We start from the raw sequence: 22,748 nt of genomic DNA on the forward strand, positions 1-22,748 counted from the left end.
GCGGACATCGGCAGCGCGGAGGTGGTCGGCATAGCTGACCTGAGCGGGCGGGCCCGCAACTCCGATCTCGTAGGCTCACTCCGGCGACTGGGCCACGGCTTTCTGTCAGCGCCCGGAGCAAATCCGACTTCAACAAGGGGCCGTCGGGCGCCTAGTCGTCCATTGGCCAGGTATCAGAGACGCGGTAGCCACCTGGGAACGGATCGGCGGGGTCCACCATCAGCTGCTTCGTGCCGATGATCCAGGCGCGGCCGGAAATCATAGGGCTGATACCCGGCGTGCCGTTGATGTCCAGTTCGTGGTCGATGCTGCAATGGAACTCGGTGTTGAGCAGTGATGTGCCTACGAACCTCTCGCCAACCTTCATCAGACCCTTGGCATGAAGGACGGCCATGCGTGCGGAACAGCCGGTGCCACAAGGCGACCGGTCGATCTTGCCTGGCCGGATCGCAACGGCGTTCTTGCCGCGCAGCACACCGTCCCTCATGACAACCGGATCGGTCACTTGGCAGAAGGAAATGTGACCCCAATCTTCTACGGGGTGTTTGAATCCAAGCTGTTCGTTGGCGGCAGCGGTAATCTTCACCCCCAGGCGCGCTATGTCGCGTGCCTGGTCGGGACTGAGATTCAGGCCGACCGAAGCGGCGTCCACGATGACGAAGCTGTCGCCACCATAGGCGGTGTCTACGGTTACCGTGCCGATACCTTCAACTTCGATCGTCGCGTCTAACTTGTCGGCAAAGGACGGCACATTGCGGACACGAATCCTTTCGGCCTTGCCATTGCTGCATTCGGCTTCGACGTCGATCAGACCGCCCGGTGCCTCCAGGACCATGCGAGTGACCGGCTCTTCCATCGAGATGATGCCGGTGTCGAGCAGCACCGTGGACACGCACATCGCATTCGATCCCGACATCGGGGGCGTATCGGCCGGCTCCATGATAATCCAGCCTACCTGAGCCTTCGGGTTCTTTGGCGGAACCAGCAGATTGACGTGCCGGAAGACACCGCCGCGTGGTTCGTTCAAGACGAAGTTACGAAGCGTTTCGTCTTCGGCAATCCAGCGGGACTGCTCCCAAATGGTTGCACCAGGAGGGGGAGCAACCCCGCCGACGATGACATCTCCGACTTCGCCTTCGGCATGGCAACTGACGACGTGGACGATCTTGGTTGAGCGCAAGTTTCGAGATCCCTGATCGCGTCGAAGATGTGGTCGCGTTGGTCATATTGACCTCAGGAAGGTCGCCGTTTCGGGCTTCAGCGGATGATCGAATATCTGTTCCGATGGGCCGATCTCGTGAACACGCCCCTCCCGGAAGAAGGCGACGCGATCCGACACTTCCCGTGCGAAACGCATTTCGTGGGTGACGACAATCATGGTCATCCCCTCTGTCGAGAGCATGCGCATCGTATCAAGCACTTCGCCGACGAGCTGAGGATCGAGAGCTGAGGTGACCTCGTCGAACAGCATATAGTCGGGCGACATCGCCAGGGCTCTCGCAATAGCCATTCGCTGTTGCTGACCGCCCGAAAGGCGGGATGGAAAGACGGCAAGCTTTTCCTTCAACCCGACGTGCGACAGCCGCTCGACAGCGATTGCTTCGGCCTCTTCCCTGGATTTTCCGAGCACCTTCCTGGGAGCAAGCGTGACGTTCTCCAGGACCGTGAGATGAGGGAATGCGTTCCACTGTTGAAACACGATGCCGATGCGGCGGCGTAGCTTGTTGAGGTCCGTGGCCTTCGCGTGAACGTCCACGCCATCAACCGATATGCGCCCCTGCTGGATTCCCTCAAGGCCGTTGATACACATCAGCATCGTTGACTTGCCGGATCCCGAACCGCCGATCATCGACAGGACCTCGCCTTTTTGCACTGTCAGATCCACGCCCTTCAGCACTTGCAGTGCGCCGAATTGTTTGTGCACGTTCTCGATTGCGATCATTGCGTGCCCCACTTTTTCTCGAGTTGATTTCCGAGTCTGGCGATTGGAAAGCTCATGGCGAAGTAGATCAGCCCGGTGATGCCCAGGATGAGCAAGGGTTCCTGAACGCGGGAGGTTACGATCTGCGAGCTTCGCAGAAGTTCAACGATGCCTATCCACAAGACGAGCGCCGTATCTTTCATCACGCCGAGCGTGAGCCCGATCCAGCTGGGAAAGACGACCCTGGTGGCGATCGGCAAGGTGATAGACTGCAGTTCCTGCAGCCAGCTCAGTCCCAGAGATCTCGCGGCCCTGCGTGTCGTCACGGGGACTGCGCCCACACCACTTCTGACGATCTCGGTACAGAATGCCGATGCGTAGATTCCTAGACATATGCAGCCCACGACAAAGGTCGGCCAATTCAGCCTGAGCATGCTGTTGAACGAATTGAACAAGACCAGCTGAATGAGGAGCGGGACCGACCGGAATACGTCAAGGACGGCACCGAGAGAGTTGCTGATCCACCATGGAGAGCTCGCTCTGACAAGGCCGAACAAAACGCCCAGGCACGTCCCTATCAGCACGGAGATCAGAGTGATTGCAACCGTGGTGAGAGCTCCGGAAAGCAGGAACAGCAAGTCGCTCCACGTAAATGATCCACCAAAATACATCCACTTTCCTCCTAGTATCGGAACAGACGCCAAGCAATCATGCGCGCCGAGAGAGTGAATAGCTTGGATATCAGGTAGTAGATGCAAGCCGCGACAAAGAAATATTCGAACGTTCTGTAGGTTACGACATTGAGCTTCTGGGTAACGCCCGTCAGATCCGTGGTCAGGCCAACGATCACCCCCATGGAGCTCATCAGGATTGACCACACCATCTGGTTGGTCATTGCATGGAATACGGCCCGCAACATTTGCGGGAGCACGATGTGCCACATGGTCTGTGCGGCACCCAGTCCGAGCGAGCGCGCTGCTCTCGTCTGGGTCTCGGGAACGGCCGCGAACCCACCGCGGAACGTTTCTGCAAGGTAGCCGGCATTGTTGAACGTGATTCCGAACAACAAGGCAGTGTAGGAGCTGAACTGCAGCCCCAGCGAGCCGAGGCCGAAGTAGAGCATATAAATCTGGAACAGCGCCGGCGTGTTTCTGGCGGTCTCGATCCAGGCATCAGCCGGCAAAGACAGGTACTTGTTCCCCGATCGTTTGCCGAGGGCGAGGAAAAGGGCGAGTATCGTTCCGAGAAGCATGGCCAGACCGGCGATCTCGATCGTTTCCAGGGCGCCCCACAGCATGTCGGGGAGCCCACGTAACACTGGCCTCCACTGAAACTGATAGTTCATTTGCTACCTCACTCCTGTGAGAGTCGCCCCGTGGGCCAAAGCACTCGCTGCGAAATCTGGAGCCAGGAATTTCCAGAGCCGGCTCGGCCCGTCGATGGCGATCGGGCGCCCGATCGCCTGACACCGTCGCTACTTACCGGTAGACGCCGGGAACGGTGAGTTCCGGCGCCGCGCCGGCGTCCTCGCCAATCCACTTCTTGTAGAGTTCCGCGTAGCGACCTGAGCGAACCTGGCGGTTCAGGAACAGGTTGACATAGTTGAGCCAGCCTTGTTCCTGCCGCTTGACGATCAGGGCGCAATAATCGGCATCGACCGGCGCGGGGCCGACGACCTTCAGCCCCGGATACTTGCCGGACTCGATAATTGCGGCGGCAATCGTTGAAGTGGTGTAGGTCGCGTCGATACGCTTCTGACCCAGAGCCAGGAACGTGTCGGACTGGCTTTGGAACGTCAGCAACTGCGTGTTGGGGTCGTTGATTTTTTTGACCTCTTCGGCGAGGGCAAGTGTTTCATATGCACCGGCCGGACCTCCAACCGTATGGCCCTTAATATCGCCCGGCCCCTTGATGCCCGATTCCTCGCGCGCCAGAACGATCGTCTCGAACACGAAGTACGGGATCGAAAAGCCTACGGTTTTCGCGCGCTCCAGCGTATCGGATGCAACGGCAACGGCGACATCCGCGCGATCAGACAAGACGGAGGGGATACGATCGCCTTCGGGCGTGTCTATGATCTCGACTTCGACCCCAAGAGCCTTGCCGAGGTCGTTGCAGTAATCGACGTCGAAGCCAATGGGATTGTTGTTCGCGTCGCGGGAACCGTTCGGCGGGAAGTCCAGTTCGACGGCACAGCGAAGCTTGCCGGCTGCGATAATGTCGTCGAGCTGGTCTGCATGGGCGCCTGTAACGAAAAGCGCTGCAGAGGCAAGGGCAATCAGCGGAAGCAGTTTCTTCATTTCCAGTTCCTCTCTCTGTTATCCGGTTATCTTTGCATATCGCCTATCGTATACGATCCCGCAGTCCATTCGATCCAAAAGCCAGGCAAGCCCGGATCGTTGTCAGGCCACGAGAAAGCCGAACTTGAGCGGATCGGCTTCGTCGATCACCCAGTTGGCGAAGCCGCATATGTGCGCGCTGCCTTGCACTTCGGTAACGACCGCATCGAGGTCGCCAACCTTGCTTTCATAAAGCACACGCCCCTTGAAGATCGTGCCGATAATCGATTCATTGACGAGCGTGTCGGAGGCGCTCATCTCGCCGCGAAGGTAGAGCTGCGCAACACGGCCGGCCGTACCAGTGCCGGTAGGCGAGCGATCGACGGCGCGGTCGCCATAGACGCAGCAATTGGCCTGTGTCGACCCCTCGTGACGGGGATCGCCGTAGACCATGACGCCGTACACGTCATTGAACTCAGGTATCTCCGGATGCACAAACGGCATCATGGCGTTCACGGCGGCTTTGATCTCGTATCCAAGCTGCATGACACGCTGAGCGTCGTTCTCGCGGATCTTTACGCCGTGCTTCCTGCCATCGACGTAGAAATACGTGGCGCCGCCATAGGCGACATCCCCAGTCACTTCGCCAAAGGTCGGGGTCTGAACGGTCACGTCGCGGCTGAAAATAAATGACGGTACGTTGACGAACCGAACCGATCCGGCGCGTTCGCCGTCCCATTGGACAAAGGCCTCGACAAAGCCGGCAGGCACATCGATGCCGACCCTCGTTTCCGGGGCTTTCCGCTCGATCCAGCCCAGTTCCACCGCGGCAGTTGCCAAGGCAATCACGCCGTGACCGCAGTGCGGGCTGTAGCCCTTGTTATTGAGAAAGATCACGCCGAAATCGGCTTCCGGGCTGACGGGTTCTGTCAGATAGCCACCGTAGAGATCCTTGTGACCACGGGGCTCCAGTACTACTGCCCGGCGATATTGGTCGGCATTCTGTTCGAGCCAGGCGATACGCTCGATGATCGTCTTGCCCGGGATTTTGGGCAGTCCTTGAGTGACCAGTCGGAAGGTTTCGCCGCACGTATGCAGCTCGACTGTCGCCAGGAACCGATCGAATTTCATATGTCTCCCCACTCGGCCAGTGCCGTACGTCAATCAACGGCATTTAAGATATCGTATACGATCTACTCGCTGAGTCAATAGCTACCTGCTTCTTGCACACGGAGCACTCACCTACGGGGCCATCCGGCGGAAACGGTCCAGCCTGAAAGCAGATAGATCAGGAGCCGGCCGTTCCATGAGCGAGGCAGCTACGGCCTCCCCGATCGCCAGAGCGTGCTTGAATCCGTGCCCCGAACACGCCGAGACTACAAACAGCCCTGGAATATCGGGATGCCAATCGAGCAAAAACCCGTGATCCGGGGTCGATGTGTAGAAGCAGATTTCCGAACGCAGCAGCTCCGCAGAGACGCCTCCGAGAAACGGCTGGACGTGACGCTGGTAAAACCGGTCGCCGGGCGCGCCTATGAGCGGATCAGTCTCCGTGTCTGCAACAAAGACCTTCACGCCCTCATCGGATCCCTCGAGCGGAAAGACCGTCGCACATTCACCGCCGACGCTCTCGCGGAACCACATCAGGGTCGGAAAACGGCTGGATTGATAGGCGGCGGGCTCGAGCGCCTTGAACGTGAACGTCAGTTGCTGGGAGACGGACAGCAGGCTTCCAAAGGGCTCGCCCAGCAATTGATCTGTCCATCTGCCGGCAGCGACAGCAACCCGTCCGGCGCGAAGCCGCAAGCCCTCGGCCTCGATCTCCACGCCGCTTGCGACGCCCGTGATCCGCTCGACCGTGGTGCAATCGAAAATCTCGGCGCCGGCATGCTTTGCAAGCGCGATTTGCAGGCTCAGCAACGGTTCCGGGCGAATGAATCCGGCCCGTGGCTCAAGATAGCCTACGTCGTCCCTGCCTACCCCGATGAGCTCAGGATAGGCTTTCCGCAACTGCACGGAGGACAAGAGCCAGTGCTCAATGTCGTTGGCCTGCGCAATTTGAATGGTATCGCGCACAAAGCTGCTGGGGCTCGTAGCGGATTCTGATCCGACAATCAGCGTCCCGGTAGGCTGCATCAACCTCGCGCTGTATTGTCGCTCGAGGTCACGCAGGAGTTCGTTGGAGCGCAGGACAAAATGAAGATAGGCGGGACCCTCGGCAACTGCCTCCCTCGTGACTTTGTAGCCGCCATGGCTCGCGCCATTGCGATGCGGAGGGCTATATCTGTCGATTCCGATGACCTTCGCACCGGACTGAGCCAGGGAATAGAGCGTCGACGCACCCATCACCCCGAGCCCGATAACGGCATAGTCGGCTTCAAGAAGAGTCTGCTCGGTGCTCACGGGATGTAGCCCCTGCCTTCGATTGCAGAAAGCGCCCTTATCAAGACGATCGACGCATGAAGAACAGGCCGGGCAGGTCGGCCGTAAAACCCCATTTTTCGTAGAACGGAACCATGTCCTCAAGGCAATAGAGCTCGCGGTGCTTGATTTGCGAGAGACCGGGATCCGTCATCACGGTCTCCATGAGGAGCCGACCGAGCCCGGTATTGCGCCACGTATCCTTGACGATGATGTCGAAGATCATCGCTTTGTAAACGCCATCGGTCATGGCGCGCGCAAACCCGACGAGCTCCTCATTCGACGGATCGACGAAGGCAAAGATCGGTCCGGCGTTGCTTAGCAGCCTTTCCACATCGGCTTTTTGCCGGCCTTTGGTCCACCATTCCTGCTGGAACAGGTCGACCAGCTGGTCCACTTGCGCCGGCGTCAGGTCTCGCCGCAAATCAAGCCTGTCCTTGTCATGCGTCATGTCACAACCTTCATGTTTGTCGGCAGAATTTCACGAGCCTTCGCTCGCCAGGGCCCGGAGCCGCTCAAGGTCGGACACCGCGATCGGGATACCGGATCGCTCGGCTGCCGCACGGTTCGCAAACCGTCGAGCACCCGGCAGACGATCTTGACCGGCGTCGACCAACTGAGCGCAGAGAAGCGCCAGACGAGATTCAAAATTCGTCGCGCCGCCCCAATTTGGATCGATGACGACGAGCAGCTGTCCTGCTTTTGGAGTCTGCGCTCCAGGAAAGCCGGTGAAGTCATTCTCGAACGAGAACTGCCCTCCCGTCACTGCTCCGGCCAAGATCTCGACGAACAGTGCGATCGACGATCCTTTGTAACCACCGAAAGTGTTCAGTGCCCCGCCTGCCAGGATCGCGTGCGGGTCCGTCGTGGGCTTGCCGTCACGATCGACGCCTGTGCCATCCGGAACGGATTTCTTGGCGAGCGCGTGCAGGCGAACCTCGCCATTCGCCATGACGCTGGTGGCCTGGTCGACGACCAGCGGCGGCGCATTCTCGACCGGCACGGCGAAGGCGATAGGATTGGTCCCGAAGACCGCTTGCCGGCCGCCATGAGGAACCACGTTTGCAAGCCCGTTCACCGCGGTGATGGCCATGTATTTGGCCGCGGCGAAGGGTTCGACATCGGGCCACAAGGCGCTGAAGTGGTGGGAATTGCGAGTAGCGACAATGGCAATCCCAGTCTCGCCAACGGCGCATCGGATCAGCGCGCCTGCGGCGGCGAGTGCCGGTTGCGCAAACCCATTGCGCGCATCGATCCGGATGAATGAGGGCCCCACGCGATCTGCGTCGGCGACGGCCAGGCCGTCCACCCATCCCGATCTGAGGGAATCGACATAGCCGGGCACACGAAAAATGCCATGGCTGAGCGCGCCGTCTCTTTCGCATCCGGCACAGTTTTCCGCGAGGATATCTGCCGTCTCCAGTGAGGTGCGATTGTTGACGAATATCGCCTTCAGTAGCGATCTCAGCTCATGAAATGCGAGGCGTACATTCTGGCGATCATCCCTGTCAGTCATCGGCGAGGAACCGCTTCAAGCAATTCTCGAGCAGGCGCGAGACGTTGTTGTCGTAGTTGTTGTGCGAGAGGCTGCCACAGAAGGTAATCGAGCCGACGGAGAAAAGGCCGCCGCCCGTTGCGGACCTCCCGTAGACGATGTTGGCGCTGATGCCGCCATGCTCACGCGGTGGGCCATCGAAGACACCGGGCAGCAGCAGCTCTTCGAACGTGGTGTGGAAGGATGGTCCGTGACCCTCGGAAAAGGCGACGACCGTCGCAAAACCGGGCGTGCCCAGATCAACCGCTGCCTGGTCGATCTCGAAGCCGGCCGCGCCACCTCCCGACAATCCGAAGTCGCCGATGCGCGCGTCGGACGATATGCCTTCGAAAAGAAACGCAAGGTCGTCCCGGGAGGAGGCAGCAGTCCGAACGTAGTACGAGCCTTCGAAGCCCCCCTCGGCCGTAAATCCGACGCCCGTGACTTTCTGAGGTGGAATGCCATTGCGACGCCACAAGCCGCCATACTCTCCGTCGAGTTGATGATAATATTCGCCCGGCTGGCTTGCCCATACCCGCATCCCGCCTTCGGCACGCCGAACCTCGATCAAATGCGGCAAGTCCCTGTTGCGGCCGATCTTCCAGTAGAAGCCGTTCCCGCCGAGATACATGAGGTTGCCGCCGGACTCCCGATAGGCGATCAGGGCCTCGACAGTACGCCTTGTGTGGTACTCGGGATGGGTTCCCGTCAGCACGACGTCATAGGGCGACAAGGCCGCCAGTCCGTCTCGGTCCAGATCCTCATCCGTTATGACATCGAACGCGAAACCCTTTTCCTCAAGCCAGTCCGTCAGATGCGAGTCCGCCGGGAAATGACGCATTCCCGATCCTTTTGGATCGAAGTAGACGAGATATTGCGGACGCATGGTCAGGATGGGGCGCAGGCGCGACGACAAGCTTGTGCCAGTCCCGTCGGGATGACGGCTGTAGGTGGAATATCCGTAGGCACTCACCTCGTCGGGATTGTGCGGATAGGCATTCCAGGCGGTCACCCTTTCCGCGAGCGCGCCGGCAAAGTTGCCACGAGCGAAATTGGCATAGGCCATGTAGGTAAAGGTCGGCGCCAGGAATACTATCCTCTGCCGCTCTGATTGCTCCCCCGCGACGACATAGAACGGAATGGTGTCCTTGCCGACGCCGTTCTCGACCTCGAGCCCATAGACTCCCGAGCGTGTGCCCTCAGGCACATCGATCCGGATCGTCGTCCGCCAGCCACAATCGCTGAGATCGTCGGAATGAAAGCTGATCGCCGCATATTCGTGAGGTGCCAGTTTCCAATCCAGATTCCGGCCAGACCATGACGACGATCTCACGGCCCGCGTCGGCATGTTTATGAGCGACAGTCGCCTCCCTGTCCCGCTGTCGTCTGCCACCCATGTCTGACGAGCGTCTCCACCAAAATTCCAGCTGGCAATCGTCTGCCAAGGCCGCCGCTTATCCGATGCAGTTCCACCCAGGCGCACTGCGCTCAACGACGGATTTTCGAGAGAGCCGTTGAAGATCTCGCCAGGATACCCACGCCACACTGCCCCGAAGCAGATGTGGTCGACCCCGGTCAGAGCGCGACTTGTGACATGCGGCACGGTGCCAACCGTCGGCGCGCCGCGACTTGTTCGCGAATCCGGCGAAACGACCACAGAGACTCCGTCCAGATCGAAGGCGATCTCAAGGCGTGACCAACGATCCCTAGCCAAGCCGCCGCCAGCGTCATGTGAGTGTCCGGTGCCGAGCAATCGGAGAGACAGCCGATCGTCATGGACTGCAATTGCCACGCCGGCAGTCGCATCGGCGTTCTGCAACGAGAAGAGCGTTTGAGCATGATCGGAACGCAGCTTCGGCATCACCATCATGTCGACCTTGATCGCGGTGTAATCGCCCAGGGCTGGAATCGCGCCGAACGCGCAGGAGCCGAGATAAGCTCGTTGCTCCGAGGCTGGATAGCGTTCGGCGAGACCAAAATCAGCTTCTTCGGCTTTTATGCCGGGACCGTCCGGGTTCGGATCGCAGCAGATCAATCGAAGAGCGCGCGCCGTGACAGGCCTATCACCCCGCGATGAAATCTTGAATTCCAATGCAGCGCCCGGGGCCGCGCTTAGAGGCACGACATAGCCGATCAGGTCAGGTCCCTGCGCATTCATCGATCGCGATCCCCTTCCATCTAATTAGGATATCGTATACGATTGAAAGTCAAGGACAGATATGATGACATCGTATATAAGCTACGTTATTCGGCTGCCGACTGCGTTGCGCGACGGCTGGTTATGGAGTGCACATTGCCGTTGAAGACCCAGAATTATCCGTCACTCGGAAGTACACCGCCGACCTCCGACATAATTGCGAAGCATATTCGTGAAGCGATCGTCACGGGTCAACTGGATGAGCACGAGCCTATCCGCCAGGATGACATAGCGAAGCTTTTTGACGTCAGCAAAATTCCCGTTCGTGAGGCCCTTAAGCGATTGGAAGCTGAAGGTCTTGTCGAGTTTCAAAGAAATCGGGGCGCCGTGGTGACGAGCATCACGGAACCTGAAATTGCCGAGATTTTTGAAGTCAGGGGCATGTTGGAGGCCAATGCGCTGAAGCTCTCAATACCGCGGATGACCCAGCGCACGTTCCAACGCGCCGAAAAATATTGCGATGCATTCGCTCGAGAAACCGACGTAGCCAGATGGGCGGAATTGAACTGGCAGTTTCACTCGTGTCTCTACGAGGATGCTGATCGCCCGTTTCTTCTCGGTCTCATCCGCTCCGTCAACGACCGAATAGAGCGTTACCTTCGCATCCAGCTGACCTTGTCCGGGGGCACTGGAGTGGATGATCGGGAACACCGCGAGATTCTTGCAGCATGTCGGGAGCGGAATGTACCGCTAGCGTCAAAACTGCTGGTTCGCCACATCACCAAGGCCTGCGAGTCTCTGTTGAATAATCTGCCCAATATGAGAGATCGCAAGAAACAAGCATAAGAATGAGAGCGGCGTGAACTTCAGCGATGGGTCGACGCAAGCCGTAGCACGAATTTTTGCTGTGAAGAACACTGCGAACGTCGGTCCGCGGGGCAACGTCGGCTAACTCACCCAATGATCCCGAAAGCGGACAGAGTCCGCCTCCAGCCCAAACCGGCCTCCTGACTGAATGTCTGAAACACAGCGGTTCAGACATCCAAGACCATCTCCTCTAACAAGCTGTCAGGCCGCCTCCGGCTCCACGATGGCAAATCCATGTGCCTTAAGTTCTGCGCTGATCCACTTACGAGCCGTAGTCATGCTCTGGCGATAGTCATCCGCAGCAAGGGACAGGGATTCGGGAGAGGTTGCCCGATCGAGATCTTCGAGCGACCACCCGTCGACCAAGCGCTTGCTGATCGCGTAGCAAGTGGCTTTACCCACGCGGAAGGCCATCGACCGCTGTGCCGCTCTTAAGATGATACTGCGAAGCGTCTCCCCTTCTGCCTGCCCCGCGAAGTGCAGCTCGAGTTCTCCAGTCATCCTCTCGACGGCGGAGTACAGGCCGTTGATGAAAAGCGTTTGCGCATCTTTATAGTAACGACCAGCACGCCCTTTCATTTGCTTCTCGTCGATCTCTGCGGGATCGTCCAATATCTCGATCGTTGGAGCGCGCTCAAGTGACTGCGCCTCCTTGGAGAGCTTGGCACCCTCTGGTGCCTTGCGGATCTTCTTGTCTGTCGCCCGCAGTCCGTAGTTCCGCTCTCCACGAAGGAAGCGATCTTCTTCGTCGTCGATGCCATCGACGTCGGCCGAGCGGGCTTCGTCAAGGCCGATATCACTATCGTGGGTGCGCTCGGGCCGCTCAAGCGACTTCACATAGGTTGAGGTTGGCAAGCGAAATTCGTCGAGTACCTTTTGCAAGTCTTTCTGTAGATCGTCCAAGTTTTCATCCCTTGGCGGATGCGCCTCTCTGATCACGTCTTTCACCCACTCGGGCATCAGCTCGCGGACCTTCGACGCGTAATCATCAGTCGTAATCGGATTGCGCTCCTCGACAGTCGTGAGGGCGTCACGATATTGGTTCGGAAAAGCTAGGCTTTCAGGGACGTATATCTCGACCGTGAGGACGGTGGAACCGAAAGGTATCCCGTAGTTTGGGGCGACGGCCGACCATTTCTTCCCGGTGCGGAAGTCGTATCGCTCGCCCTTATGGATCAGTGCGCAGAACGATGTCGACGATGTCGCAGGGTTGCTAAGTGCGCTGATTGTGTGACTGTAGTTGGCGTGCTTCGGGTCATGCACGTACTGGATTTTCACGCCAGTCTCGCGACAGGTTACGATCTCAGCGTTTGGGAGCTGCGGGATTACGTCTTGCAGCGTTTTGAGCGTTCGAGTCCTTCCCATCTCATCGCGCCCTCCGCCTTTTGTCACTGAGACATCCAAAATCACTTTGACGCCCGGACGAAATTCCGCGAAACGCCGAAAGATCTGTGTTGCGACATAGCTGCGGTCGACGCGGATTCCCCTGCCGATCGGCTCCGATACCGTGTCATGGAGCTCGTCCTCGCCCATGAGAACGACCTCCGTCCAGTCGTGGGAAACGTCGGCAGTCTTCCGCACCGCCTCGGTGACATCGAACACGGAGTCCTGCCGTCCTTCAACCTCGTAGGCGAAACGAACAAACGTGTCCGCTTCATCGTCGAAGCCTATCGTCACTTCGTGGACCAAGCCGCCCTTGCAAGAACGATAGCGAATGCCCGCAGGTGAGACGGTCAGCCCAGATACCTTGGCGCCAATACCAAAGTTTCCGTTGAGCGACATTTCCTTGTTGATTGAGGCAGAGATGTTCGTCGCCGTCCGAAGCTCCCTCGAACCCATTCCCGGTCCCGTGTTCCAGAACGTCAACTTCCGAACCCCTCCGATCAGCGTGGGGTAGATACGTACGGTTCGATGGCCTTCGGGTGCCAGTTCCGCGCTTTCTTGAGCATTCATAAAGAACTCTCGGACAAGGGTATGTCGCGGGGCCTGTCCGATAAGGCGATTGATTAGAAACCGGTCGTCCTGGATTGTCAGGCGTTCGAAGCTCATCGCAGAGACCCTAGAGTTTGAAGACGTCCTTCTCGGCTGAGGCCGTGGATCCGAACTTCCGTTCGAGATCGGACACAGCATCACGCAGCGCCTTGATGATTTTCCTCACGTCCCCCTCATCGAAGTCGTAGGCTCTCCGGTTCGAGAGATTCCCGATCTTTCGGATAGCTTCCAAAGCCGACCGGGTCCTTCCCTCGGCAAGTTTCACGAATTTCTCTCTTTTTTGAGACATGCTTCTCTCTCAATTTCCGCAAACCATGAAACATCAGCGAACATTATATGTCAATATGTTCCAACAATCTCCAGAATTTCACCGAGAAATTCGCAAAAAAGTTGGAAAAGAAACGCCACGCTGCTGTGGAACGCCCATCGATAGGGCGTCGCAGAGTGGGCTAGGGAGGATCTCAGCGTGGCATCGGCATAGGTGCAGTGCGCATGAGAAGACCGGTCCATTTGCTCGTGCTCGACATGGGCGAGCATGGCACCAGTCCACTTGTTCAACTTGTATGGTATTAGGTTGTCCGCTCCACTAGAGGTCCTGAGGGAGACAGCAGCCCACGCTGAAACAATTTTGACACCTGATTATTAATGTCCGACCGACTAGTCCGTCAAATTGACCCGCGCCCGAACGACGAAATCGTGGCAGCCAAGCGCATGTCCGACTATGACAGAGCGCCGAATATCATTTTGATAGGAGACCCCGGTGCCGGCAAGTCTCATTTGTTCGATGAGCTAGCGCTGGCGGCAAAAACCACTGTCCAACGCGCTCGCGCCTTTTTGAATACGCCGACGGAATTTATGGGCACGACACTATTTATTGATGCTCTAGACGAACGTCGAGCAGGACGAACTGATCAGGATACTGTCGACCTTATTGTCAAAAAGCTATTTGAGATCAGACCTGAGCGTGTGCGACTTGCGTGCCGGGAACACGATTGGTTAGGGGAAACGGACGTGGCTTCGTTTCATTCCTACTTCGCCACGTCTGGTGGATACTTTGTCTTGGCGCTGGAACCTCTTACGGTAGCAGAACAGCGCCACGTGTTACGCAAGGTTGGCGTAACGGATCCTGATCAATTTATTAAAGACGCCAATGGTCGGGCGTTGTCCGAATTTCTTACCAATCCACAAAATCTCATAATGCTTGCCGAAGTCGTGCTAAAGAAGGGTTCTTGGCCCACTAACAGGCAGGAGTTACTTGAAGAAGCGACCGACATCCTTCTCAAGGAGCACAACCGTGACCGAGTAAGAAGCGGTGGGGGGCAGTTTTCAGCTAAGGAGTTACGAGCCCCCGCAGGCGCCGTTTCAGCGGTGCGCCTGATTAGCGATGTCGACGGGATTAGCTTGGCAGAATCTGAACTTGATCCCTTGTATCCAAGCTATCGAACGATCCCTTTTGCCGAACCTGATCGCATATTAGCATCGTTAGGGCGTCGCGCATTCCGGGGCCTTGGCAACGAAGCGGTCGACTACTCACATCGAGTTACCGCCGAGTACTTAGCGGCTAACTGGATCGCACAGAAAGTTCGAAGCGGCTTACCCTTGAGCCGAGTGCAAGCTCTTGTGGGAATCGACGGAGTTCCTGCGCCCGAGTTGCGTGGTTTGCATGCCTGGCTTGCAGCGCTACTCCCGGAACGAGCCGATGAAATAATCGACGCAGACCCACTTGGAATTCTCATCCACAGCAGTCCCGACGGCTTCGACTTGTCGCTGCGCATTCGCTTACTAGATGCACTTTCGAACCTTGCAAGTGAAGACCCCTATTTCAGGCCAGAAGATCGGTCACTGTCGGCGATCAGCGCGTTGTGTAGTTCTGACATGACGCCGCATCTACGCAGTATTTTGAAAAGTCCCAAGGCACCATTCGGAATCAAAAAGCTTGTTCTCGAAGCGTTGGGCTCGGCTCGGCCGCTGCCCAGTCTCCAAGAGGATATTGCCGAAGTCCTAATCGATTCGGGTGCCCCTTTTGGATTGAAGACGCCCGCATTGGCCGCATTGGTCCGTCTGGGGCCAGCCGCAACCGATGGGATCGTGCAAATCTACCGCACCCTCGGTTCATCGGCCGACGACATTCGACTGCGCGCCAACATACTCGCTGCGGTTTACGTCGGTCATTTTACCGGTACTGATGTTTCCAATCTCTACAACGCAGCCGTCCACTGCGACGAAGAACTGGTGGGCGGGGCGCTCTGGCCAGTCTCACAGTCCATCCCCACTCACGACGTTCCGTTGGTGTTGGACGAAATTATCAAGGGCATTGAACCCACTAGAGAGCCCGGGATTCGTAACCGAATAGAGATCGAGCATTTCATCCAGCGCCTGGTCATACGAACCCTTGAGGAAGCTGCTGAAGGCATATCAGGCGCGCGTTTGTGGACATGGCTCCAATCGCGGAATGCAATCCGCGGCGAGTACCACAATCGGGAGTTTGAAGGCATAAAGCCACTGTTCGCAGAGCGGCCTTTAATGGCTCGCGAGGTCTTCGACGCGGCCGTCGACACTTTAGGGACTGATAGTGTCAGTTGGCGTTTCAGCCGGGCGCTTATGGATTTTCTTCCGTATCCGCTAAGTGGTGAGCCTGTCCGCTGGTTGACTGATCGTCTTACTATAGGATTTGCGAACTCCGAGATTCGGAATGCCCTGTATGAGCTTGCTTTCCAATGGGCCTATGGGAATCCGGAAGACAACATTGAGGTCTTTGAATCGTTGTTTGCCCTTGCGGACTCGACGTCCAGCCTCCGACCTACCCGGGATAGGATGGTTGCTCAGGAAATTGAATCTTGGCGGGCCAAGGACCATCGGCGCGAATTCAAGGAGGTCGAAAAGCGCAAAGCAGGACGCCTAAAGAATCTGGAACAGTTCACAACGGACATTCAGATGATAGCCGAGGGCACGCATCGAGGCTGGATGACCTGGACTGCGGAGGTGTACTTCGGCCATTTCAGGGATGTTGATGAGACTCTAGCTCCACGCGCGCGCCTGGAAGAAGAACTTGGTTCGGAATATACCGCTGTTGCCCTTGCTGGACTCAAAGCATTTGTGCGGACAGAACGGTTCCCTTCGCTGCAAGAGCTCGCGGAGGCCGAGTCGAAGAACAGCTACCCAAGGGTTTGGAATGCCCTGCTCGCCGGTATGGATGAGTTATGGCTCGAGAGACCGAGCGTAGCCGATTTTTCAGATGAAGCGCTGAAAGTGCTCGTTGGAATCGACCTGCTATTGCCAACGATGTCTCAGCGCAGGGATGGGGTATGGGCGCGCGACGAACACACTTGGAAAGACCATATAGTTTCGACAAGATCAGACCTTGTTAAGGATGTGTACCTGTTTCTTATCGAAGAAAGTTTGAAATGTGGCGGGGATCATAGATCTGGACTCTATGAAATATTGAACGTCGATCTATTCGAACAGTTTCGAGATGACGTAGCCGCCCACCTTCTAACTTCTTATCCAAATCAGCCTCCTCAACGCCTCGAGGAACTTCTTCAAATCGCCTTACCTGCAAACAGAAAGTCTTTCTTGAAGGATTTGGCGAGTAGGACAATCGCCGATACGACCTTAGTCGGCGACGAACAACGCCAAATTTGGATGGTGGCGGCCTATCTCTTGTCGCCGGAAGTCTATCAAAATACACTTGAGGAATATGTGAGGAGAGCGCCATCTATAGTGTGGCGTATGCGTGCTCTTACGAGTTATGACCGTGACACTCGGAAGAAGCCAGTTTTCGAGCTAGAGCCACCGCAACGCGAGTTCCTCGCTCGGATGGTTGCGAGTCACTTTCCAAACGCGCCATACCCCACCGGCGGATGGTCTGGAGATGAAAACCCGTGGGATGCTGCGGACTATGTCCGGAGCCTACTTAGTGCACTTTCTGCCGACAAGAGTGCAGAAGCAACCGACACGCTCGAGCGACTGCTTCGCGACCCGACGATGACAACCTATGCGGACAGCATCAGGCACGCCTTGGCCAACCAGCGGACCCGCTACCGCGAGTTGAGTTACAATGTGCCACAGTGGTCAAATACCATTAGGACGCTTTCGGGTGGAGCTCCAGCAAACGTCGCCGATCTGCAAGCTCTTATGATCGATCACCTTAAAGAAATTAGCAGTCGCATCGGCACTCAAAACATTGATGTTTATAAGCAATTCTGGAACGAAGACCATTACGGACGCCCGACTAATCCCAAGATCGAGGAAAGCGCAAGGGACGTGTTGCTCGGACTCCTCAAAACGCGTCTCGACCCCCTTGGGATCATAACGGAGCCTGAAGGGCATATGGTCACAGACAAGCGTGCCGACATCACAGCAATGATACCGGGGATCAAGCTCATCATTGAACTCAAAAGGGACGTTCACCCGGAACTTTGGAGTGCGCCGGCGACACAGCTAGACCGCTTTTATACTCGCGATCCGGAAGCGAGCGGATACGGAGTATTCGGTGTCTTCTGGTATGGAAACCACGGGGCTGTCCCACAGCATCCTACGTGCCAGGTTTCTCCAAAGACTGCGTTTGAGCTGGAACGGATGATCAACGATACCATCCTTGGGGAACAACGCAGCAAGCTCCGTGCAGTCGTCATCGACGTTTCAATTCCTGATGGACAGCGAGTCTCGCCTGCTGTGCAGAGAGCGAAAGGCACCGCATGACGCCGGAATGGCATGTATAAGCCACTCACGCCCGCGAAAGCGCAGCCAATAGATCCGCCTGCCTGAAAGCGAACGTTCGAAGCAATTGCCCGCTAGAACGGCAAGTTTTCCACTATGCCGGGTATTGTGGAAAAGATCATGGCGTTACGCACCCAAGGATCGCCTCGCTCTCCATGGGATAGCAGGGCGGTGGTTCCAGTCAGTATCCAGCTAGGCGGCTTGGGCTGACCAATTTGCTGCTTGAGCTTGCGACGGCAGAGCCCGATGAATTGGGTTATACGCTGCTGGATGGTTTCGTCAGCAATAAGAATCTTCGTCCGTCCGAAATCTTCTACGACACGATACCGCAGAAACGGCGGCAGTTGCTGGGATATATCCCACGCGATCAGCGGCACCGGCACAGCTGGAAAGCGCGACTCGCGCGGCAAGTAGTATGGCCCGATGTCTATCAGTCGGTTTTCCGCAACTGTCCAGTAGTGGGCGTATCCGTCGCTGGCATTTGCAAAGCCTTGCAATCCAGCTTGGTTTCCCGACCTCGCAACCATAAACGCGAGCACGTCGCCACCTTGTATCGAGGCCGGGTAGCCCAATTCAGTCAACAATGATTGAATACCAAAAGCGGCATACATGCAGCGCTTGTAATAATCATCAGGAAAAGACTGCCGCAAGGCGCGATCAACAATCGCAAAAGAACGACCTAGAGCGCTTTCGAATCGCATGCCAGCTCCAAACATTTGCGACATTATATATTACTTATCAAAGGGGAGAAATTAAACTCGGCCCCGTACCGAGTTGAAGCTGGGGTAGGCGTCACACCAGTGTACCGGCAGATGACGGTTTTCTGCCGGTTCACTAGCATGTACGTGAAGCAACCTCGTCATTGAGACTTTCAGCTTTATGCAGGCGCAAAACACCCTTTCGTGCTTTTAGGCTGGACTTCGTCGCCAAGCGAAGCATTGGTTGGTACGTCACAGAAGAACGCGCGGATAGGCAAGTGTAGCAGAATTTCCAGTCCGCTAGGACAGCGGGCTTCAGTCAGTACAAGCGCCGGAATCGTCCGGTCTTGAACTGAAGGAGATTTGAAATGTCTATCCTCAACAACACCACTATGACGACCGACAATGCTGAAGCCGCCGGTACTGCGTCCAGCGTCGACAACAGCACCCCAACACGGAAAGCGCGCGCTAAGTCGGGGGTGACCATCTCGGAGATGCCCAAGAAAACCAAGGACGAAGCGCCGGCGCCATCGACCAAAACCGACATCGTCCTCAAGAAGCTGAAGTCAGCCAAAGGCATTACGGTCCAAGCCTTGATGGAGGCGACCGGATGGCAGGCCCACTCGGTTCGGGGCTTCCTCTCCGGCACCGTCAAGAAGAAGCTTGGACATAAGGTGGTGAGCGAAATCGGCAAAGACGGACAGCGGCGATACCGCATTGTCGAGGCGAAGACCGCCGGTTGACCTTGATGCGCAAGAGACAGGATTTGGATAGTGAGATCGCCGACGTCGGCGATCTCACGCGTGATGAACTCACAGCAGCCTGGACAAAGGCCTATGGCTGCCCGCCGCCCAAAGGGGTTAAGCGTGGGTTGCTTGAGCGGTCGGCTGCCTGGCATCTTCAAGCTAAGCGATTGGGTGGTTTGCCTTCGACCGTCAAGAAAACACTCGGGACGAACAACACGCGTCGGACCAACGTGAATGCTATCCAACCGAGCAATAAAGGGCCGGATCGCCAGGACAGAGTTCCATCACTCCGGCCAGCGTCCTCGGATAAGGCATTGACGTCGCCCCCACGATCCCTTCCGCCAAAAGTCGGCTCCCGGCTGATGCGAGAGTGGAATGGCCGGATGCACATTGTCGAAGTGGTCAACGACGGCTTCGTGCTTCACGGCAAGACATACGGATCGCTGTCGGCTGTTGCTCGTCGCATTACCGGCGCCCATTGGTCTGGCCCGAGGTTCTTTGGGCTATGACGATGACCCCTCGCCTCAACTGCGCCATCTACACTCGCAAGTCCACCGAAGAGGGCCTGGAGCAGGAGTTCAATTCGCTCGATGCCCAGCGCGAAGCTTGCGCGTCCTTCATTGCATCGCAGATAGGTCTTGGCTGGAAGCTGGTGCCAGACCACTACGACGATGGTGGCATCTCGGGTGGCACGATGGAGCGCCCTGCCCTGAAGCGACTGCTCCAGGATATCCGGGAAAAGAAAGTCGATGTGGTGGTCGTCTACAAGATCGATCGCCTCACCCGGTCGCTGATGGATTTTTCCAAGATCGTCGAGATCTTCGACGCCAGCTCCGTTTCCTTCGTGTCGGTCACGCAGCAGTTCAACACCACCACCTCAATGGGCAGGCTCACGCTCAACGTGCTTTTGTCCTTCGCTCAGTTCGAGCGAGAGGTCACAGCCGAGCGTATCCGCGACAAGATCGCCGCGTCGAAGAAGAAAGGTATGTGGATGGGCGGCGTGGTGCCCCTGGGCTATCGCGTCGAGTACCGCAAGCTGGTGATTGATGAAACCGAAGCACAAACAGTCAGACACCTGTTCGCCCGCTATCTCGCCCTGAAGTCGGTCCGGGATCTTGTCGACGAAGTTGCGAGTGACGGGCTCTCCACACGATCGCGACAACGCAAAGACGGATCCGTTGCCGTCACCATGCCGTTTGGTCGCGGCAATCTTTATCACCTTCTTTCGAACCCGATCTACATCGGCAAGATCAGGCACAAGGATCAGGTCTACGATGGAGAGCACGAGCCGATCGTCACGTCCGCCACGTTCGAGGAGGTCCAGACGCTCCTCGCCTCGCAGGCGCCGCGGCGGCGAAGCGATTCCAATGTAACGCAACCTCATCTGCTGACCGGTCTGCTCTTTGATGAAGCGGGCGAGAAATTGCGATCGGTTCATGCGAACAAGCAAGGTGTTCGTTACCGCTACTATGTCTCAAAGCAGTTCGTCGACCAGCGCCGAAACGGTTCCGAGGGCTGGCGTCTTCCAGCGCCAGCACTTGAATCAGTTGTTGAGCATCGCCTGAATCGGATTCTCAGTGATCAAGCCCAACTGTCTGATTGGATTCGGCAATGGGCCAAGGCTGGCGAAATCCAGTCAGTGATGCGGCGAGCCGAAGAGTTGCGAGCGTGCTGGGCGTCGAGCACGGCGGACGCGAAGCGATCGCTGCTTCGAAAGGTCGTTCGCAATGTTAGGCTCAAGCCGGGGGCATTGATCATGGAACTTGATCGCCGCTCGCTTTCGGAATTGCTTCTCGACCGGATTCTGCCACCCAGCGATGGCGCGCAAGTAACTTCCATCGAATGTCCAATTGGTATGAAGCGGCGCGGCGTCGAAACACGTATCGTGCTTACGGACGGGTCCAACAGCAACCGAGAACCCGATAGTGGCTTGATCGACCTTCTGCGTCGAGCCCACTTGTACCTAGCCCAATTGACGGACGGAACCAACCGCAGCCTCACCGAGGTTGCCATGCTCAACGGCACCGATACATCTGAGGTAAGCCGCCTCCTGCCTTTCGCTTTCCTCGCCCCCAAAATCAGCTCCAGCATCGTTGCCGGTGATCAACCAGTCGAACTAACGACGCACCGACTCTCACGGGTCTCGGAGCTGCCGCACACCTGGGGTAGCCAGGTCACTCTTCTCGGCTTCTGACAGCATCAACAGTGCATCTAACCCACATCACCGACCATCGCTTTGGCAAACACTTGGCTGCGGAATTCGCCCGACAGAGACGGACGACTAAAAGTCAGGCGTTTTGGGCGTTCACTGCGGCGTCTCAGCCAAGTGTTGCCCCCTACTCGACGCTAACCCACGGAAATGTCGGAGCTATTCTGAGACGGTCCAAAACCCCGCAGAACGGCGGGACTGGATGGTGGGCCCGGAGGGACTCGAACCCCCAACCAAGCGGTTATGAGCCGCCGGCTCTAACCATTGAGCTACAGGCCCCACGCGCGCTGGATTAGTGTTTTTCCTTACGCCGCACAAGGCTTTCCGGACGGGCTGGCCGAGATCGCCCAAATCAGCCCATATTCGCGTCCTAGTCGACAGGCGCGACTGGATCGCAGACCGAGGAGATTTTCATGACCAGACATCTTTTGCCGCTCGCACTTGCCGCGGCGATCGCTTTTCCGGCTATTGCCACCGCCGCCGATTCGCTGCCCCCGCCCCGCATCATCGTGTCGGGCGAAGGCCAGTCGACTGTAGCGCCAGACCTGGCGCTGCTGACGCTCAGCGTCATGCGCGAGGCCAAGACCGCACGCGCCGCACTCGACGCCAACAATGATGCCATGGCTGCCGTGATCGCGGCAATGAAGTCGGCCGGCATCAAGGACCGTGACCTGCAGACCGCCGGCATCCAGATCAACCCGCGTTACAACTACACCAACAAGCCCGACGGCAGCCAGGAAGCCGAGCTTGTCGCCTACCAGGTGACCAACACGCTCTCCGTGCGCATCCGCGACATCGACAAGACCGGCGAGATTCTCGACAAGGCGGTGTCGCTCGGCGTCAACCAGGGCGGCGGCATCTCGTTCTCCAACGAGGATCCGAAGGCTGCCGTCACAGAGGCCCGCAAGAAGGCGGTCGCCGACGCTATGGCCAAGGCCAAGACGCTGGCCGAGGCTGCCGGTGTGAGCATCGGCCGGGTGCTGGAAATCACCGACCAGAACATCGCGCCGGCGCCGATGCCGATCAATGCCAAGGCCTTCGATGCGGCAGGCGCCGCGGTTCCGGTGCAGGCCGGCGAGAATGCCTACGCTGTGCAGGTCACCGTCACCTTCGAGCTCAAGTAGGCTTATCCAAATCGGCAAAGGCCCGCGGCAGCATCCTGCGGGCCGAACTGGCGGGTATTTTAATTGGCACCAAATGTGAAAAACCCCGGAGGACATGGTCC

20 protein-coding genes and 1 tRNA gene are annotated in these 22,748 nt (G+C 57.5%); 6 read left to right on the forward strand and 15 right to left on the reverse strand.

Annotation, left to right across the window (positions count from 1 at the left end):
- Positions 1-151: 151 nt before the first annotated feature.
- The 10 genes from AC04SH_RS14460 to AC04SH_RS14505 form a co-directional block, all read right to left on the reverse strand.
- The gene (locus AC04SH_RS14460) at positions 152-1,180 is read right to left on the reverse strand and encodes a trans-3-hydroxy-L-proline dehydratase (protein WP_488575536.1); all 1,029 of its coding nucleotides are present in this window, start codon (positions 1,178-1,180) and stop codon (positions 152-154) included.
- A gap of 42 nt (positions 1,181-1,222) precedes the next feature.
- Positions 1,223-1,942 carry an amino acid ABC transporter ATP-binding protein gene (locus tag AC04SH_RS14465; RefSeq protein WP_488575537.1) on the reverse strand — a complete coding sequence of 240 codons (720 nt, stop codon included), beginning with the start codon at positions 1,940-1,942 and terminating at the stop codon, positions 1,223-1,225.
- Positions 1,939-2,592, reverse strand: a complete 654-nt coding sequence (locus tag AC04SH_RS14470) for an amino acid ABC transporter permease (protein ID WP_488575538.1) — start codon at positions 2,590-2,592, stop codon at positions 1,939-1,941. The genes AC04SH_RS14465 and AC04SH_RS14470 overlap by 4 nt, the downstream gene beginning before the upstream one ends.
- 11 nt (positions 2,593-2,603) lie before the next feature.
- On the reverse strand, positions 2,604-3,266 hold the full coding sequence (locus tag AC04SH_RS14475; RefSeq protein WP_488575539.1) for an amino acid ABC transporter permease: 663 nt from the start codon (positions 3,264-3,266) through the stop codon (positions 2,604-2,606).
- 133 nt (positions 3,267-3,399) lie between these two features.
- Positions 3,400-4,221: a transporter substrate-binding domain-containing protein gene (locus AC04SH_RS14480; RefSeq protein ID WP_488575540.1), complete on the reverse strand. Its 822-nt coding sequence runs from the start codon at positions 4,219-4,221 to the stop codon at positions 3,400-3,402.
- A gap of 102 nt (positions 4,222-4,323) precedes the next feature.
- A complete protein-coding gene (gene lhpH / locus AC04SH_RS14485) occupies positions 4,324-5,331 on the reverse strand; it encodes a trans-3-hydroxy-L-proline dehydratase (protein WP_488575541.1) in 1,008 nt (335 codons plus the stop codon).
- A gap of 111 nt (positions 5,332-5,442) precedes the next feature.
- Positions 5,443-6,603, reverse strand: a complete 1,161-nt coding sequence (gene solA, locus AC04SH_RS14490; protein WP_488575542.1) for an N-methyl-L-tryptophan oxidase — start codon at positions 6,601-6,603, stop codon at positions 5,443-5,445.
- Between the two features lie 40 nt (positions 6,604-6,643).
- Positions 6,644-7,072, reverse strand: a complete 429-nt coding sequence (locus AC04SH_RS14495) for a GNAT family N-acetyltransferase (RefSeq protein WP_488575543.1) — start codon at positions 7,070-7,072, stop codon at positions 6,644-6,646.
- 30 nt (positions 7,073-7,102) lie between these two features.
- On the reverse strand, positions 7,103-8,137 hold the full coding sequence (locus AC04SH_RS14500) for an Ldh family oxidoreductase (protein ID WP_488575544.1): 1,035 nt from the start codon (positions 8,135-8,137) through the stop codon (positions 7,103-7,105).
- A complete protein-coding gene (locus AC04SH_RS14505) occupies positions 8,130-10,313 on the reverse strand; it encodes a N,N-dimethylformamidase beta subunit family domain-containing protein (protein WP_488575545.1) in 2,184 nt (727 codons plus the stop codon). The genes AC04SH_RS14500 and AC04SH_RS14505 overlap by 8 nt, the downstream gene beginning before the upstream one ends.
- Positions 10,314-10,448: 135 nt before the next feature.
- Here AC04SH_RS14505 and AC04SH_RS14510 point away from each other — a divergent pair, with 135 nt between their 5' ends.
- The gene (locus tag AC04SH_RS14510) at positions 10,449-11,138 is read left to right on the forward strand and encodes a GntR family transcriptional regulator (protein WP_488575546.1); all 690 of its coding nucleotides are present in this window, start codon (positions 10,449-10,451) and stop codon (positions 11,136-11,138) included.
- Positions 11,139-11,360: 222 nt separating this feature from the next.
- Here the strand turns inward: AC04SH_RS14510 and AC04SH_RS14515 are convergent, their stop codons facing one another.
- The 3 genes from AC04SH_RS14515 to AC04SH_RS14525 form a co-directional block, all read right to left on the reverse strand.
- Positions 11,361-13,208, reverse strand: coding sequence for a hypothetical protein (locus AC04SH_RS14515; protein ID WP_488575547.1), 1,848 nt, complete (start codon positions 13,206-13,208; stop codon positions 11,361-11,363).
- A 10-nt stretch (positions 13,209-13,218) separates the two neighbouring features.
- Positions 13,219-13,416 carry a hypothetical protein gene (locus AC04SH_RS14520; RefSeq protein WP_477339289.1) on the reverse strand — a complete coding sequence of 66 codons (198 nt, stop codon included), beginning with the start codon at positions 13,414-13,416 and terminating at the stop codon, positions 13,219-13,221.
- Between the two features lie 74 nt (positions 13,417-13,490).
- A complete protein-coding gene (locus AC04SH_RS14525; RefSeq protein ID WP_488575548.1) occupies positions 13,491-13,688 on the reverse strand; it encodes a hypothetical protein in 198 nt (65 codons plus the stop codon).
- Between the two features lie 159 nt (positions 13,689-13,847).
- On the opposite strand from AC04SH_RS14525, the gene eruA reads away from it, so the two are divergent.
- Positions 13,848-17,852: an NACHT domain-containing antiphage protein EruA gene (eruA, locus tag AC04SH_RS14530; protein ID WP_488575549.1), complete on the forward strand. Its 4,005-nt coding sequence runs from the start codon at positions 13,848-13,850 to the stop codon at positions 17,850-17,852.
- Between the two features lie 92 nt (positions 17,853-17,944).
- Here the strand turns inward: eruA and AC04SH_RS14535 are convergent, their stop codons facing one another.
- Entirely contained in the window at positions 17,945-18,571 is a 627-nt protein-coding gene (locus tag AC04SH_RS14535) for a hypothetical protein (protein ID WP_488575550.1), read from the reverse strand.
- 365 nt (positions 18,572-18,936) lie between these two features.
- Here AC04SH_RS14535 and AC04SH_RS14540 point away from each other — a divergent pair, with 365 nt between their 5' ends.
- The 3 genes from AC04SH_RS14540 to AC04SH_RS14550 are packed head-to-tail and all read left to right on the forward strand — an operon-like array spanning position 18,937 to position 21,508.
- Positions 18,937-19,311 (forward strand): DUF3489 domain-containing protein, encoded by a 375-nt coding sequence (locus tag AC04SH_RS14540; RefSeq protein ID WP_488575551.1) that lies wholly within the window; start codon positions 18,937-18,939, stop codon positions 19,309-19,311.
- A 5-nt stretch (positions 19,312-19,316) separates the two neighbouring features.
- Positions 19,317-19,823 (forward strand): DUF2924 domain-containing protein, encoded by a 507-nt coding sequence (locus tag AC04SH_RS14545; RefSeq protein ID WP_488575729.1) that lies wholly within the window; start codon positions 19,317-19,319, stop codon positions 19,821-19,823.
- Between the two features lie 2 nt (positions 19,824-19,825).
- Entirely contained in the window at positions 19,826-21,508 is a 1,683-nt protein-coding gene (locus tag AC04SH_RS14550) for a recombinase family protein (RefSeq protein ID WP_488575552.1), read from the forward strand.
- Between the two features lie 218 nt (positions 21,509-21,726).
- On the opposite strand, the gene AC04SH_RS14555 is transcribed toward AC04SH_RS14550, so the two are convergent.
- Positions 21,727-21,802: transfer RNA gene (locus AC04SH_RS14555), tRNA-Ile, on the reverse strand.
- 134 nt (positions 21,803-21,936) lie between these two features.
- On the opposite strand from AC04SH_RS14555, the gene AC04SH_RS14560 reads away from it, so the two are divergent.
- Positions 21,937-22,647, forward strand: coding sequence for an SIMPL domain-containing protein (locus AC04SH_RS14560; RefSeq protein ID WP_488575553.1), 711 nt, complete (start codon positions 21,937-21,939; stop codon positions 22,645-22,647).
- The last annotated feature ends 101 nt before the right edge of the window (positions 22,648-22,748 follow it).

The sequence above is a fragment of the Mesorhizobium sp. CNPSo 4688 genome (genome assembly GCF_057784295.1).